11 protein-coding genes, 1 tRNA gene and 2 pseudogenes are annotated in these 16142 nt (G+C 63.2%); 12 read left to right on the top strand and 2 right to left on the bottom strand.

The features are described 5' to 3' along the window. Window positions 1-51 precede the first annotated feature (51 nt). From AC1DOX_RS03910 to AC1DOX_RS03890, 5 genes are all read left to right on the top strand, one after another. Entirely contained in the window at window positions 52-1023 is a 972-nt protein-coding gene (locus tag AC1DOX_RS03910) for an acetyl-CoA carboxylase carboxyltransferase subunit alpha (RefSeq protein WP_441615234.1), read from the top strand. Then, window positions 989-2473: a tRNA lysidine(34) synthetase TilS gene (gene tilS, locus AC1DOX_RS03905; protein ID WP_441615232.1), complete on the top strand. Its 1485-nt coding sequence runs from the start codon at window positions 989-991 to the stop codon at window positions 2471-2473. Before AC1DOX_RS03910 ends, tilS begins: the two co-directional genes overlap by 35 nt. 123 nt (window positions 2474-2596) lie before the next feature. Continuing rightward, window positions 2597-3847 (top strand): aspartate kinase, encoded by a 1251-nt coding sequence (locus AC1DOX_RS03900; protein WP_441615230.1) that lies wholly within the window; start codon window positions 2597-2599, stop codon window positions 3845-3847. Window positions 3848-3987: 140 nt separating this feature from the next. Continuing rightward, window positions 3988-4081 (top strand) — tRNA-Ser (locus AC1DOX_RS03895). A gap of 119 nt (window positions 4082-4200) precedes the next feature. Further along, entirely contained in the window at window positions 4201-5655 is a 1455-nt protein-coding gene (locus AC1DOX_RS03890) for a DUF6538 domain-containing protein (protein ID WP_441615228.1), read from the top strand. Window positions 5656-5660: 5 nt separating this feature from the next. Here the strand turns inward: AC1DOX_RS03890 and AC1DOX_RS03885 are convergent, their stop codons facing one another. After that, on the bottom strand, window positions 5661-6116 hold the full coding sequence (locus AC1DOX_RS03885) for a DUF4145 domain-containing protein (protein WP_441615226.1): 456 nt from the start codon (window positions 6114-6116) through the stop codon (window positions 5661-5663). An 869-nt stretch (window positions 6117-6985) separates the two neighbouring features. Between AC1DOX_RS03885 and AC1DOX_RS03880 the strand changes: the two genes are divergently transcribed. From AC1DOX_RS03880 to AC1DOX_RS03860, 5 genes and pseudogenes are all read left to right on the top strand, one after another. After that, entirely contained in the window at window positions 6986-7555 is a 570-nt protein-coding gene (locus tag AC1DOX_RS03880; protein ID WP_441615224.1) for a recombinase family protein, read from the top strand. A 209-nt stretch (window positions 7556-7764) separates the two neighbouring features. Next, window positions 7765-8001, top strand: a complete 237-nt coding sequence (locus AC1DOX_RS03875) for a hypothetical protein (RefSeq protein ID WP_441615222.1) — start codon at window positions 7765-7767, stop codon at window positions 7999-8001. Window positions 8002-8224: 223 nt separating this feature from the next. Next, window positions 8225-9001 carry a hypothetical protein gene (locus AC1DOX_RS03870; protein WP_441615220.1) on the top strand — a complete coding sequence of 259 codons (777 nt, stop codon included), beginning with the start codon at window positions 8225-8227 and terminating at the stop codon, window positions 8999-9001. A gap of 901 nt (window positions 9002-9902) precedes the next feature. After that, window positions 9903-10409 carry a hypothetical protein gene (locus AC1DOX_RS03865; RefSeq protein ID WP_441615218.1) on the top strand — a complete coding sequence of 169 codons (507 nt, stop codon included), beginning with the start codon at window positions 9903-9905 and terminating at the stop codon, window positions 10407-10409. Beyond that, window positions 10342-11619 (top strand): annotated as a pseudogene (locus tag AC1DOX_RS03860) (adhesin); the annotation flags it as partial. The gene AC1DOX_RS03865 and the pseudogene AC1DOX_RS03860, both read left to right, overlap by 68 nt. Window positions 11620-11864: 245 nt before the next feature. Here AC1DOX_RS03860 and AC1DOX_RS03855 read toward each other — a convergent pair. Continuing rightward, a pseudogene (locus AC1DOX_RS03855) lies at window positions 11865-13466 on the bottom strand (efflux RND transporter permease subunit); the annotation flags it as partial. Window positions 13467-13876: 410 nt separating this feature from the next. Here AC1DOX_RS03855 and AC1DOX_RS03850 point away from each other — a divergent pair. Continuing rightward, complete coding sequence (locus AC1DOX_RS03850) at window positions 13877-15169, top strand: dicarboxylate/amino acid:cation symporter (RefSeq protein ID WP_441615216.1); 1293 nt, start codon at window positions 13877-13879, stop codon at window positions 15167-15169. Between the two features lie 4 nt (window positions 15170-15173). After that, window positions 15174-16076 carry an amino acid ABC transporter substrate-binding protein gene (locus AC1DOX_RS03845; protein WP_441615214.1) on the top strand — a complete coding sequence of 301 codons (903 nt, stop codon included), beginning with the start codon at window positions 15174-15176 and terminating at the stop codon, window positions 16074-16076. The last annotated feature ends 66 nt before the right edge of the window (window positions 16077-16142 follow it).

Below are 16142 nucleotides of genomic sequence, written 5' to 3'. Positions count from 1 at the left end.
CCGGCTTTTTTCCGGTAGAATCCGCCCCTTCACAGACAGGTCCGTGTTTCTATGAAAACCACCTTCCTGGATTTCGAGCAGCCGATCGCCGAGCTCGAGGCAAAAATCGAAGAACTGCGCTTTGTGCAGGACGATTCGGCTGTTGATATTTCCGAAGAGATTTCGTGGCTGGCTGGCAAGAGCCAGCAGCTCACCAAGGACATCTACGCCAACCTGAGCCCGTGGCAGGTTGCGCAGATCGCCCGCCACCCGCAGCGTCCTTACACCCTGGACTACGTGCGGGAGATTTTTACCGACTTCCATGAGTTGCACGGCGACCGCGCCTTCGCGGACGACCTGTCGATCGTAGGCGGCCTGGCCCGCTTCAATGGGCAGGCGTGCATGGTGATCGGTCACCAGAAGGGCCGCGACACCAAGGAACGCGCGTTGCGCAACTTCGGCATGTCCAAGCCCGAGGGCTACCGCAAGGCCAAGCGCCTGATGGAACTGGCCGACAAGTTCGGCCTGCCGATCTTCACCTTCGTGGATACGCCGGGCGCATTTCCGGGCATCGACGCGGAAGAGCGCGGCCAGTCGGAAGCCATCGGTCACAACCTCTATGTGATGGCCGGCCTGAAGGTGCCCCTGATCGCCACCATCATCGGCGAAGGCGGCTCCGGCGGCGCGCTGGCGATTGCCGTGGGCGACGTGGTGCAGATGCTGCAATTCGCCACCTACGCTGTGATCTCGCCGGAAGGCTGCGCGTCGATCCTCTGGAAGACCGCCGAGAAGGCGCCCGAGGCTGCCGAGGCCCTGGGCCTGACCGCGCACCGCCTGAAGGCGTTGGGCCTGATCGACAAGATCGTGAACGAGCCGCTGGGCGGCGCGCACCGCGATCCGAAGGCGATGGCCACCATGCTCAAGCGCACGCTGGCCGAATCGCTGCGCCAGTTCCAGGGCATGAGCGTGAAGGAATTGCAGGCACGCCGGCACGAGCGCCTGATGGCCTATGGCAAGTTCAAGGAAACCGGCGCTCCGGAATGATGCGCGAGACGGGACACCCGATCCCGTGCCCGCGCAACTGACCGCGCGTCTGACCGACAAGGTCGCACAGGCTCTCCAGGCCGGTGCGGCCTTTGTTGTTTCTGGCAGCGGCGCACCGCCGACCGTTGCCGTGGCGCTCTCGGGCGGACGCGATTCGGTCGCGCTGCTGCACGCCGCGTGCGCGGCCGTCGCCGGCGTCTCGCCACCGGCGCGCGTGGTCGCGCTGCATATCCATCACGGTCTGCAGGCGCAGGCCGATGACTGGGACCGGTTCTGCGAGTCATTGTGCCGCGACTGGCAGGTGCCGCTCGTCAGTGAGCGCGTGACGGTACAGGCTGCGGCGGGCGAGGGGATCGAGGCCGCCGCGCGCCGCGCCCGATACGAAGCGCTCGGCCGCATGTGCCGCGCGCAGGGGGCGGGCCTGCTGCTGTTCGCCCACCATCGCGACGATCAGGTTGAAACCGTGCTGCTGCGGCTGTTCCGCGGCACCGGTGTGGCCGGCATGGCCGGCATGCCAGCGCAACGGCCGCTGGACGGGCAGGGTGATGTGCAACTGCTGCGGCCGTGGCTGGAGGTACCTCGCGCGGACATTGACGCCTATTGCCAGTCACAGCAGTTGCAATGGATCGACGATCCCTCCAACACCGACCCCCGCTATGCCCGCAATGCGCTGCGCGCCCAACTGCCGACGCTGCTGCAGGCGTTCCCGGCGCTGTATGGCAGCGTGACGCAGGCTGCCGCGCACTTCGGGCAGGCGGCCAGTCTGCTCGATGCGCTGGCCGTGCGCGAACTCGCCGCGCTGGCGGGCCCCGGCCGAGACCCGGAGACGCTCTCGGAACTCGATCTCGCTGGTCTGCGAGCGCTACCAGCCGATCAGGCAGACGGCGTACTGCGCCACTGGTTGCGCGATCTTGGCGTCCAGGCGCCATCCACCGCACGGCTGGCCGCGATGCGTGCACAACTGATCGAGCGCGATGGCGGCGAGCCGGCGATCGCGCATGACGGGCTGGTGCTCAGGCGATTCCGCGACAAGGTGCTGGCCTGCCATGCCGTCCCGCGGACTGCGCCGGCACCGTTCAGTTTTGACTGGCAGGGCGAGGCCCGGTTGGTCGTACCCGCATGGCGTGGAGCGCTGCACTTCACGCGCGACGACTCGTTTGGCGTGCCCGACGCCGTGCTGCGCCAGCCGCTACGCCTGACGGGCAGGGCGGGGGGCGAGCGCATCGTCCTGCGGCCCGGCGGCCCGGCGCGGGCGCTCAAGCAGGCCTTCCAGGAAGCCGCCATTCCCGCCTGGCGCCGGGCGTACCTGCCGTTGCTCTGGAGCGGCGATACGCTGGTCATGGCGGCAGGTCTGGGCATGCACCGCCGATGGGCGGCCGACGCGCCCCATGCGCCGCGCTGGCGTGTGGAGTGGATGCCCTGGGGCGAAGGCGCCGTGCACGCCTCCTGAGGCGGCCGATTAGCGCCCGGCAGGTCACTCGCACCGGACCGCCAGCCCCGCCGCCGCCTTGCCTGGCGGGCGGTCTTCGTGTATTTTCAAGGGCTTTGCACAATCGCTGGCGTCGACAAGAAGATGGCTCTCATCGTTCACAAATACGGCGGCACTTCGATGGGTTCCTCGGAACGCATCAAGAATGTCGCCAAGCGCGTAGCCAAGTGGCACCGCGCCGGTCACCGCGTTGTCGTGGTGCCTTCGGCCATGTCGGGCGAGACCAATCGCCTGCTGGCCCTTGCCAAGGAAATTTCCGCGCAGCCGGATCCGCGTGAACTGGACATGCTGGCCTCCACTGGCGAGCAAGCCAGCGTGGCGCTGCTGGCCATCGCGCTGCACGGCGAAGGCATCAACGCGGTCAGCTACACCGGCTGGCAAGTGCCGGTGAAAACCGATTCGGCCTACACCAAGGCCCGCATCGAATCGATCGATGACGAGCGTATCCTGGGTGACCTGGACGCGGGCCGCGTGGTGGTGATCACGGGCTTCCAGGGCATCGACGACGACGGCAACATCACGACGCTGGGCCGCGGCGGCTCCGATACCTCGGCAGTGGCCATTGCCGCCGCCATCGAAGCCGACGAGTGCCTGATCTATACCGATGTGGATGGCGTGTACACGACCGATCCGCGCGTGGTCGAAGACGCTCGACGACTGGACCAGATCACCTTCGAGGAAATGCTGGAAATGGCCAGCCTGGGCTCCAAGGTGCTGCAGATCCGCTCGGTGGAGTTCGCCGGCAAATACCGCGTGAAAACGCGCGTGCTGTCGTCGCTGACCGACCCCCTGATGCCGCTCGAGCAGGAAATGCACTCGGGCACGCTGATTACTTTTGAGGAAGAGTCTGAAATGGAAGCAGCCGTCATCTCCGGCATCGCCTTTGCCCGTGACGAAGCCAAGATCACTGTCCTGGGCGTGCCGGACAAGCCGGGCATCGCCTACCAGATCCTGGGCCCGATCGCCGACGCGAACATCGACGTCGACATGATCATCCAGAACCAGTCGGTGGACGGCAAGACCGACTTCACCTTCACCGTGCCGCGCGGCGACTACCAGCGCGCGCTGACGATCCTGAACGACAACGTGAAGGGCCATATCGGCGCCGCGAGCGTGTCGGGCGACCCGAAGGTGTCGAAGGTGTCGGTGGTGGGTGTGGGCATGCGCTCGCACGTCGGCATCGCCAGCAAGATGTTCCGCACGCTGTCGGAAGAAGGCATCAACATCCAGATGATCTCCACCTCGGAAATCAAGATCTCGGTGCTGATCGACGAGAAGTACATGGAGCTCGCCGTGCGCGCGCTGCACAAGGTGTTCGAACTGGATCAGGCGTGATCCGAATTTGAGGTTTGTTTCCTGGCGGGGACGTATCGTTTTTTTGCAAGGCCGGTCATCGAAATTTCATTGACCAGTTGATGCAGCCTCGCTAGAATACGCGCTTCGTTGTGCGGCCTCCCTCGCACAACGCAAGTTTGGGAGACGTGGCCGAGAGGTCGAAGGCACTCCCCTGCTAAGGGAGCATCCGGGCCAAAACCTGGATCGAGGGTTCGAATCCCTCCGTCTCCGCCAGCAATGGCGGCGAACCCCGGAAGATCGCGGTCTTCCGGGGTTTTGTTTTTTGGGGCGGGTTTCCAAGCTGTGCGCTGTCCGGTGTCTGTTACACCAACCCTCTCAGACAGAGTGCGAACATGGCGAAATCCAACCACCTCACCAGACGCGAAGGCACCTACTACTTTCGCCGCAAAATTCCCGCTGACCTCCTCGGGCACTACCCCGGCAAACGGGAGATCGTTCGCAGCCTCCGCACGAAAGACCACGACGAAGCCGCACGCATAGCGCGTCGCGTATCTGTGGATTTGGACAGCGAGTGGGAAGCCCTGCGCGACGTGGCCAAGGGAAAACAGGCCGACGCTGCACACATCGCCCAACTATTGGGGGAGCCCGCGCAGCCCGTCGCAGTGGAGAATCTGGACCCCGCCTATTGGGATGAGGCCGCCAGCCATAGGCATGCCGAGGAAGCGGCGGCGCATTGGGATGCCGAGGACGAGCAGCAGGGAAGGGACGAGGCCGAGGCAGACCGGCTGGAGCGGGTTTGGGCCATCGTGGAGCGGCGTAGGGTCGAGGCAGGGCAAGCCCCCATCCCGCCCGCCATACGGGACGTCATTGTCCCTGCAAAGCAGTCAGGGAGTCCGCAGAACGCGGACACGGGCCAGCAAGCCAAGGCCAAGCCATCGGCGGGCCTCACCCTTGAGCAGATCATTCCCCTCTGGCAGCGCGACAGGCAGCCTACGGCCAAGACTGTGGACGCTGTGACCCGCGCAGTCCGGGAAGCGAAAGACCCGGACATCCACGCCATCAAACGGCAGATCATCATCGCCATGCGTGACCACTGGATAGCGGCAGGCAACAGTGTCGCCACCACGAACAAGAAGATTGGATTTATCCGCTTGCTTTTGGGCGTCGCCAAGTCTCGCGGCCTGATCGAAGTGAACCATGCCGAGAACGCAGAGCTTCCGCCACCGAAGCGGGCCGTAGAACTGCGGAAACCCTACAGCCCCGAGCAGGCAGAGGCCGTTATGGCTGTTACCGAGGGCGGGAGAGAATCAGACCCCGCAATGTACTGGCTGCCCCGGCTGGCCCGTTGGACAGGTGCCCGGCTGAACGAACTGCACCAGCTACGCCGCGAGGACTTGCAGACCCGCGAGGGAATACCTGGCCTCACGCTTACCGACGAGGGCGATCACGACGAGGGTGTAGCCCTTCGCCTTAAGAACGAGGGCAGCCGTCGATGGGTGCCGCTTGCTGAGCCGGTGCGCGACTTCGCGGAATGGGTGCACGCGCGGCAGGATGGCCCGCTGTTCCCCGCCAAGGCGGACAAGCATGGGATCGTGTCTGCCGCCTTTTCGAAGCGCTATGGTCGGCTGCTGCGCAATACCCTCAAGATCAAGGACAAGCGCATCACCTTCCATTCGTGGCGACATGGTTTTGCTGACATGTGTCGGGCCGCTGGTGTGGCGCCTGACGTGCGCATGGCCTTGATGGGGCACGCAGAGCAGGGCGTTGCTGCTGCATATGGAGCGGGCGATGGGCTGCCCGCTCATCGGCTGATTGGCGCCATAGAACGGCTGACAACAGGCGGCTAGCTATCCTATGGATTCGGCTGAGCAGCACCCGCACCCTGAGTCGGACCAGCCTTCCGCGCGGCTTCTTTCTGGGCAGCTAATGCTTGGATTGCCGCATGGCGCTCTGCCCGTTGCTGACGTGCAATGTACCAGTCCTCGATCAGTGATTCGATCAATCCGATTAGCAAGCCAGCCTCCTCGGGTTCGACATCGACAATTACGTTGATGTCCTTCTCCATATGCGCGCCGATGTTCCCGATCTTGCGCACTGCTTCAATGGAGTCCCACGTTACCGGGTCAATCTTGTCCTTGATCTTCTCAATTTCTTTCGCCAAGGTGCCCTCCCTGACACCATGGAAGTCCCGAATCATCCCTTGTAGGCAACGACGAGAAAGTGTCGCAGATGCCTTGGGGCTGAGGTCGCGAATGCGGCATGCTTCCTCGTAGTCAACGACGATCGGACGAGGCACATAAGGCGGCATCGGCTTGGCGCTTGACTCGGGGCGCAGTCTCCAATCTTGGCGGGGTTTGCTGTCCCTTTCGTACGCCCCAGACTTTTTACTGTGCCCATACAACCTTACATCAATGGTGTATTCGCAGCACTGCGGGTTTGGGCAGACAATGATCGTCGTAGTCAGAGAAGATAGGCCATCCTTGTTCCCGCGATCGAAGTTGTGTGAGTCGCTGGATACGTTGCCCTCGCCGACCGTGGCGTGACGGCCGCAGTATGGACATTGCCAGGGAAAAGGCACGTTGCCCCCTTTGCACAAAATTGAGATTCGCCATTGTAATAATTTGAACCGTGATCCCCGGACCAAATTTCGCTTTGGCACATCGCGCGCAGTTGTGGCAACGAATGACGCGCGTTTTCCCCCGTAGGCCCGGCACTGATGCAGCCGATGCCGGGCTATCCCATCACTTGCCCTTCGTCGGTTTAGGCGGGGGCGACCGCTTCTCTGTCACCGTCGTGTTGGGGTGCGACTTCGCATATCCCGGCGTTACATACCGGCCCGTTACAGCGCTACGGTTATTCCCGTTGCCACTGCTTCCACCATTGCCTTTAGTTGCCATTTCGAACTCCTAAGGGACTTCCGTCAAACCTGCCGAAGCAGGGGTGGTGGCACTAGATCTTGTGGTGCAACGCAAAACAATTACTGCCAGTAGTGCCGATAGACAATCTACTCTTAATTTTTCGCTTTCGCCAGTGTTGACGACCTGCGCAGGAGTGGTAATTAATCGACCGTTTTGCTACCACCTGAGAGCGGGTGGCTAGGATGGTAAAGAAGTCCTTGTAAACGGATTGATTACCACATATGATTGCTACCACGTTTGATTACCACTTGGAGCAGTCATGTCCCGCACGTTCCTCTACGCTCGCGTCTCCACCGAAGACCAGACCACAGATAACCAAGTCCTCTTGGCAGAGCAGGCCGGGTACAAGGTGGATGCCAAGCGCGTGCATGCTGAAACGATTAGCGGCACAGTGCCCGCGATGGACCGTCCAATATTTGCCAAGCTACGCGACAAGCTGGAGGCGGGCGACGTTCTGGTTGTGACCAAGCTGGACCGCCTAGGCCGTAATGCTGCGGATATTGATCGCACAGTAGAGTCGTTGCGTGCCGATGGCATACGGGTTGTCGTGCTCGACTTGCCAGTCATGGAAGTTACTAGCCCTGCGGGTGAGCTAGTGCGCCGCATGTTCGCGGCCTTCGCCCAGTTCGAACGGGACCAGCTAGTGGAGCGGACACATGCCGGGCTGGCGCGGGCCAAGGCCGAAGGCAAGAAGCTGGGTAGGCGTGACGCACTGACAGACGACCAGAAAGCCGAGATACGAGACAAGCTGGCTGCTGGCGCATCTGCCCGAGCCTTGGCGAAAGACTACGGGGTGTCGCATCCCACCATACTCAAACTGGCCCAGTAGCCAGCCCAATACCGCCCCGGAATGGCCGCCTGTTGGCGGCTTTTTGCTTTTGCGGGCCGCTACACCCACCGGCTTGAATTCGTCCAGGCGAGGGGCGCGCGGTATTTCTGGACCCTACAACGACAGACAAGGACCAGCCTGTGTATTTCTGGACCCTTCAGAAAGGAACACGGCCCCGAATCCCACGATCAGTTCAAGGAGTTACCAGAATGACCAATGCCAAGAATTTCAGTGCAGCCCGTGGCGGTACCGGCTCACTTCATCCCCTTGAGGACAATGCCGCCGAGCAGGCTTACGCCACCACCCTGAGGGCCGCCAAGAACCACCACGCCATTGCTGCATACCGTCGCGCCGTGGAGCAGACCACGGGCTACCTGCCGACATGGCTACAGCGCAAGCGTACCGGCCCAAAGCCAAAGTTTCCGACCGCAGCAGAGGCGCTGTAATCGCTTCGGATCAGCGGCCATCCCATCAGCGGGGTTGGGACCGCGCAGGCGCATAGGGGGCGTGTACGCCAGCCAGAGGGGCCACTGCTCCCGCGCACCGATGGCGTAGGGCGAATACCGGCCACTGCACCCGACAGCCCTTGCAACTTTTCAGTGAATTGTGCGTGAGTTGCACAATGTTTTTTTAATCAACATTCGGCAACCGCCGCACGACGGGAGACCAATGACCCGAGCATTACCCGACCAAACGAAGGCCGACCACAAGGGCGTGCTGGCTGAGTTTGCCCAGCGCCGCCGCAAGCATGACGAGGTGCTTGCACAAGAGGCCGCCCGCCGTGGTGTATCCCTCGGGTTCACGCCATCGCATGCTTACGAGAAGAACAGTCCGAATGCGGGGTTGTGGCCTATGACCCTGACCGATCTGCTTATCGCCAATCCCGAGCGGGCCAAGGATTCTAACGAGGTGCTATTGGAGGAAGTCACCAAGGCACTTAGTCTCACAAAGCCGCTCAAGAAAGAACAGATGTCACGTCCGGTCACTGCGAAGCAATCCAAGCTGGTGAAGGAGAAACTAGATCGCGCTGGCTATGCCTCAGACATCCGCACGATGTCCGACACGAAGCGATCCGTGCGCAGCGGCAAGGCCCGCAAACCCACCGACACCGAGGAATCCCCGAGCATGCAGGGCAACAGCACAATTACCTTTCTGGCTGACGGCATCATCGTCAATGGCGACCAGTACCAATTCATTACGGCGCGGCGCGCTGCTACTGGCAACCTGCTTCGTGACATCACGGTGCGCATGCATGGAGCATACGTGCCGCTATCCGTGGTTCTGGCATCGGCTGGTGTGACTGAGGCGCAGGGTCTGCGAGGTATCGCAGCGGCGACAGAAATTGCTGCCAAGCGCAAAGAGGAACAGGCCAAGCGTGCGGCAGCTACGGCAGCGATAACCCAGCGCATGGCCGAGCAAGCCGAGCTAGATGCTATCGCGCTATGACGCGGCGGCACTCAACATCAATCCCTTAGGGTCGGCCTCGCGCTGGCCCTTGTCCTTTCTGGAGACCAATCAATGTCAGCAGCAACCATGGGGCACTTCATGATGGCCCGAGCAGCACGCAGCGCTGCCGCACACCGTGGCTGGGTTGGCCGCAGGACAAGAGCGCGCTATGCCCGGCAGCCGTAAGCCTGATCCACGATTCGTCCTACACGGCCAGCAGCCACGGGCCGACAAGTTATCCCTAAGGCAGCGCCGCATCGCGCGACTAGACCCGGCATTTGCAGAAGCGCTGCGGCAGCGGGTATCAAGCACGGCCCGATGGTCAGCATTCATGCTCGGCCAGCGCACATACACCGGCAAGCCATGCCCGAGGTGCGGAAGCGCGGAGCGCCGGGTGCGAGACCGCTCCTGTTTTGCTTGCCTACTGGCGAAGACCGAGCCAGCGATGCGCGCGATCCGACAAGGGCAGCGGCCACCAGCCACACGATCCCGAGACTCCCACATTCAACGGCTCGCAATGCTCAAGCAAGGTGCGCGCACTTTCAAGCGTGGCCCATGGACGGTGACTGTTACCGGAATTGACCGGACCACGCTGCATAACCCTGCGGCCAATATCGCATGCGCTGACTTGCTCAAGGCAGTACGCGACAACCCCGAACACTGGTTCACCCTCGCACAGAGGGACCGCCATCTACAGACCCTGCTGACTGCCGATCTTGGCTGGTGAGTAGGGCACCGACCTTCCCCGCAGTGTAGAGCCGCGCCGCGAGGCGCCCCGCCGGATAACTCCCGGCCCCCATTCCCTACGCTTGCGCTTGCGCGCTGGCGACATTCAACGGCTCAAAAATGAGCTACCACGGTGCGCGCGATTTGCGCGGCCACGTCCCAAAAGGAAATTGATATGAGCAACCTCCAAGGTACTCCCCGCTTTATCGACGGCCATGCATTCAGCAGCATGGAGGCCCGCATTGTCAGCATCAAGTCTGGTATCGCGGCGGTACAGAAGCTGGCCGATGACTTCGAGCGACTGCGCAAGGCAGCAGAAGAAGCCCAGGTACTGCGCGACGACCTCGCCAATGCCGAGCACGACCTTGCACAGATGCGGGCCGATAGCCTCGCCTACGCCATGCAGCGTATTGGCACTCCGGTTATTTCGTATCGTCCGCTTCCCGGCGACGACAACCCCATTACGGCACAGATTGACGTGACTTTCACCAGCCCGGAGGGGGGGTGCCGGACCGTTCCGCTGCGTAGCCTATCCGCATGGAGCAATGAGGCCAAGGCTCTGTATGCGCAGCCTGAAATCTGGCCCGGCTCGCTAATGGCGCTCGGCAACGGCAAACAACATCACGCTCAATGTAGCCGGAGCCATCACCAATACGCTGCCGCCGCCTGTACAAGCCCATGAGAACTACGGCACGCAGCAGCAGTACGCTGGCTGCATGACTGCTGGCGGTTACAAGGAGAGCTACTGCGAGGCCTACGTCGACCAACAGTCCGGTAGTTCCTCGGTGATCTCGGCCGGCAATACCCTGCAGATCAACGCGGGATCGCTGACTAACGTCGGCAGCCTGATCTCGGCAGGGGCCAAAGCCGTCATCAATGTGACGGGCCCGGTCGTCAACAGTGCGCAGACGCTCAATGCCTACTGGCACTCTCACTGGGTGCAGGAAACGGGCATGTTCAGTAGCGACAAGCGCCACGACATCTGGGCATGCGGATCACCCGAGCAGTGCGCGGCGCTGTATGGCAGCGCCTATGCGGCTACCGGGGGCGTGATTAACCCGCCGACGCCGGTGGGCAACATCGCCGCCACCATCCAGGCGCCTAACCTGACCATCACCTCGGGTGGCCAGATCCAGAACGTGGGCAACGTGATTGGCACGGAGGTGTCACTGACTGGCACACGGCTGATCAATGGCATTACGACGGCCAACACCTACACGCCGCGCGTGAACGCGCCGTCCCAGGTGATCTCGATTACGCCGCAGACGATGCCGGGCCTGAACCTGGGCGTGCCGCGGTCAGTGGGCACCGGCCAGTTGCCGACACCGGTGGCGGGCAAGGCATCCTATGTGGATGGACAGCTGAGCCCGGCGCTGTCGGCCGGCATCGGCCCGCAGACGCTGCTGGACAACCTGCCGCCAAGCCTGCAGCCGGGTTCGACGCTGTTCTACTACAACCCCGAGGAAGAGAACCTGATGCTGCAGCAGGCGGCGCTCGCCCAAACCGGCAAGGCGAGCTTTGTCGACGGCCTGTCCTATGACAGCAAGCAGAACCTGTCGACCACGCAGCAGGAGAAGGGCGTGCTGTACCAGAACGCGCTCGACTATGCGCAGGCCAACGGCCTCCAGTTGGGCACAGCGCTCACGCAGACGCAGGTCAATGAACTTGATAAGCCGATGCTGTGGTATGTGGAGCAGACCGTTCCGGACCCCAGTTGCAGGGCGAACGGTGCCGTTACCTGCCCGACCATCACGGCGCTGATGCCCCAGGTGTACCTGCCGGCGAACACGACGGCGATGACGGCGGGCGGGAACATCAGTGGCACGGATGTCACGCTGGATTTTGGCAAGGGTAGCGGCGGCAGCATCCAGAACACCGGCAGCATCACGGCAGGCGCTAACCGCTGAGCGGAACAAGCTTGCCCACCACTTTCTCGAAAATTGGCAGCCAGATTCAGCGGTCGCTATGGCAGCAACATCTGCCTATCTGGACGGACAGCACGAGAAGATAGTCGCCATGAGACAACGGCTCACGGGAATGCACAGGTCAATGGCCGCGCGATCTCGCGCAGTGACAACCCCTGGGCCTTGAGCACATGGATCTGCATCCACTGTTCCTTCAAAAGCATCGTCGGCCTTCGCAGGCGCCGGCGTTGCAGCCGTTGCACCCAGCCCGCGTAGCGATCCGTGAGCGCGGCAAAACGGTGCTCGAACCAGGCCAGCCTGCTGCGCGACGGCTGGGCGCCGTGGCGCAGCAGGCTGGCGCACATTGCCGGCGCGAGCGACAGCGCGAAGAACAGCGAGAACGCGATCGACACCGCCAGCGTGATTGCGAAATGGCGATAGATCACGCCCACTGCGCTGCCGAGGAAGGCCATCGGCACGAACACTGCGCAGAGCACCAGCGTGACGGCGAGCAGGGCGCCAGAGACCTCGCGCATGGACCGCGCGGCCGCCGCGCCCGCATCGATACCTTCCTCGCGCATGATGCGCTCGACGTTCTCGACGACCACGATGGCATCGTCGACGAGGATGCCGATGGCCAGCACCACGCCAAACAGCGTGATCACGTTCAGCGACAGGCCCAGCGCGTAGAGGCAGGCTACCGTGCCCAGCAACGAGATCGGCACCACGATGCAGGGGATCAGTGTGGCGCGCAGGTTGCCGAGGAACAGGTAGAGGATCAGGAAGACCAGCACCGTGGCTTCGGCCAGCGTGACCAGCACGCGCGTGATCGAGCTCTGCACGAAGTGGGCCGAATCGTAGGAGATGTCGTAGCTCACATCGGCCGGGAAGCCCTTGGCGGTGTCGTCGAGCGCGGCGCGCACGGCGCGCGAGGTGGCCAGCACGTTGGCGCCATCCGCCAGCTTCAGGCCCATCGACGCCGCGTCGCGGCCATTGAGCGTGGAGCTGTAGCGATAGTCGCTCGCCGCCAGTTCCACACGCGCGACGTCGCGCAGCAGCACCGCGGAGCCATCCCTAGCCGAGCGCAGCACGATCCGGCCGAACGATTCCGCATCGGACATCGGCGCCGGCGGGCGCACGATCGCCTGGTACGACTGGCCTGCGACAGCCGGTGCGCCGCCATGCTGGCCCGGCGTGACGCTGCCATTGCGAGCCCTGATGGCGGCCTCCACATCGGCGGTGGTCAGGCCGTAGGCATGGAGCTGGTCGGGGTCGAACCATACGCGCAGCGCGTACTCGGCTCCGTAGGGCTCCACCTTGCCGATGCCGGGCAGGCGCCGCAGCATCGGCAGCACCGTGCCGGCCGCATAGTCTGCCAACGCAGTCTCTGACAGCTGGCCGGACTTCGACACCAGCGAGACGTACATGAACGGGCTGGCGCTGGCCTGGTCGACATACACGCCGCCGCGCCGCACCGTCTCCGGCAGCAACGGCTCGGCCTGCGCGACGCGGTTGCGCACGTTCACCTGCGCCAGTTGCGGATCGGTGCCCTGGCGGAAGCCGATGGTGACCGTTGCCGTGCCGGCCTCGCTGCTGGAGTCGATGTAGAGCAGGCCGGGAATGCCGTGCATCTGCTGCTCCAGGACGGCAGTCACGCGATCCTCCACGGTGCGCGCAGTGGCCCCCGGATAGTCGGCGTAAAGGATTACCGTGGGCGGCGCCACGGCGGGATATTGCGCCACTGGAATGCGGGTCAGGGCAACCAGGCCCGCAACCATGGTGAGGATGGCCAGTACCCAGGCAAATGCCGGGCGGCGGAGAAAAAAGTGCGCCATATGCGACGAGCGACAACAAGCGACGGAAGTCTGGCCGCGCGTATGCGATGGCGCGGCCAGGCCCGGCGTGGGGTGGATCGGGAATCAAAAAATCTGGCGCCTGCGGGGAAGAATGGCAGGCGGCGGGCCGTCAGGCCCTGTGGCGCGGTCCGCGTGGCCCGGTGGCTCAGCCGGGCGGCACTGCGCGCTTGTCGGTATGACGCCCTGGCGGAAAGCTGCGGAGGCGAGTGTGCCGGATTATAGACATGGCACTCCTTTGGGGCAATCGATGGAAGGGTTGCGGAGGCTTCCGCAAGGCGTTCAATGCGGTCGGATTTGCGGATTCCGGTCCCCACGACCTATCGTTACCTAGGGTCACCTGAGTGCCGACCCCGACGCAGGACATCCACCCGGAAGCCCAAGGAGTCGTCATGAGCAAGAAGTCAAATATCACGACCTGGATCTTGATTGCGATGATCCTCGGCGCCGGGGTGGGCTATGCCTGCAACGCGGCGTTCCCCGATCCGAAAGTGGCCAAGGACATCGCCGGGTATATCTCCATCATCACCGACGTGTTCCTGCGGCTGATCAAGATGATCATTGCGCCGCTGGTTTTCTCGACCCTGGTGATGGGTATCGCGCACATGGGCGATGCCAGCACGGTGGGCCGCGTGGGGGTCAAGGCGCTCGCCTGGTTCATCACGGCATCGCTGGTGTCCCTGACGCTCGGGTTGATCATGGCCACGCTGCTACATCCGGGCGTGAACATCGGCCTGCCGCTGCCGGACGTTGGCGCGGCGACCAACCTCAAGACCAACGCCTTCACGCTGAAGGACTTCGTGGCCCACCTGGTGCCGAAATCCGTGGCGGAAGCGATGGCCAACAACGAAATCCTGCAGATCGTGGTGTTCTCGATCTTCTTCGGCACGGCCATCGCCACGCTGGGCGAACGTGGCGCACGCATGGCTGCGGTCATCGAGGATCTTGCGCAGATCATGCTCAAGATCACCGGGGCGGTCATGTGGCTGGCGCCAGTGGCCGTGTTCGCGGCGATTGCCTCCACGGTGACCACGCAGGGCCTGGGCATCCTGGTCACGTTCGCCAAGTTCATGGGCAGCTTCTACCTGGCGCTGTTCGTGCTCTGGGGGCTGCTGGCGCTGGCGGGCTTTATGTTCCTGGGCAGACGCGTGATCCAGTTGATTCGCCTGATCCGGGAACCGTTCCTGCTGTCATTCTCCACGGCCAGTTCCGAGGCGGCCTATCCGAAACTGCTCGATTCGCTCGATCGGTTCGGCGTGAACCGCAAGATTTCGAGCTTCGTGTTGCCACTGGGCTATTCGTTCAACCTGGACGGATCGATGATGTACTGCACGTTCGCGGTACTGTTCATCGCCCAGGCCTATGACATCCACCTGCCAATGGGCACGCAGATTACCATGCTGCTGCTGCTGATGCTGACGTCCAAGGGCATGGCGGGCGTGCCCCGCGCGTCGCTGGTGGTGATCGCCGCCACGCTGAACCAGTTCGGCATCCCCGAGGCGGGGTTGCTGCTGATCATGGGCGTCGACCAGTTCCTCGACATGGGCCGTTCCGCGACCAACGCGGTGGGCAATTCGATCGCCGCCGCCGTGGTGGCCAAGTGGGAAGGGCAACTGGCCTCCGGACCGGTGCCCGAGACGGAGCAGGACATCCCCGGCGCCAAGCCCGATGCCGCGGAGGCCTGATGCCATGCGCGGATTCGCTGCGAAATTTCTGATTGCACTGTGGCTGGGCTGCGCCGCGGCCACGCTGGCTGTTGCGCAGGATGCCGTGGTGCTGAGCGGCACGCTGAAGAAGGCCAAGGACACGGGGGCGCTGATCGTCGGCTACCGGGAATCGTCGCTGCCGTTCTCGTACCTGAACCAGGCGAAGCGGCCGATCGGCTATTCGATCGATATCTGCCAGGCCATCGTGGAGACCGCCGCCGCCGAAATCGGACGCGACCTGACGATCCAGTGGGTGCCGGTCACGTCCGAGAATCGCTTCGATGCGATGATGTCGGGCAGGATCGATCTCGAATGCGGATCGACCACGCGCAATGCCGAACGCATGCGCATCGTGGGGTTCTCGCCGGTGATCTTTATCGCGGGGACCAAGCTGATGGTGCCGCGCGGATCGCCGATCAAGTCGTTCCGCGACCTCAAGGGCAAGACTGTGGTCGCCACGGCTGGCACCACCAATGCCGACGCGATCGAGAAGGTGTCGGCACGATTCGGCCTGGACGTGAAGATCATCCGCGCGCGCGACCATGCCGACGCTTTCGAGATCCTGCGTCACGGCGGCGCCGACGCCTACGCCGGCGACGATGTGCTGCTCTACGGTTTTCTGGCGCACTACAACATGGCAAAGAAGTTTGACGTGACGCGCGATTTCCTGTCCTACGACCCATACGGGATCATGCTTCGCAAGAACGATCCGCAGTTCGCGGCCGTGGTCGACCGGGCGGTGCGGAACGTGATCACCTCGGGCGATCTGGAACGGCTCTACAAGCAGTGGTTCCTGAGCAAGCTGCCGACCGGCGAGCGGCTCGATATCCCCATGAGCGCCCAGCTCGAGGACATCATCCAGGCAACGCCGGAGCAACCGGAGTAGGGAAGAGTAGGGGGCGCGCCTCGTTCATGCCACCCCGATAAGCACAGTTCCCAATTTGTGCGCCGC

It is taken from the genome of Cupriavidus sp. 01L415, from assembly GCF_056400065.1.
Note: the sequence above shows the minus strand (reverse complement) of the source record. Positions and strands in the feature narration are given on the sequence as shown.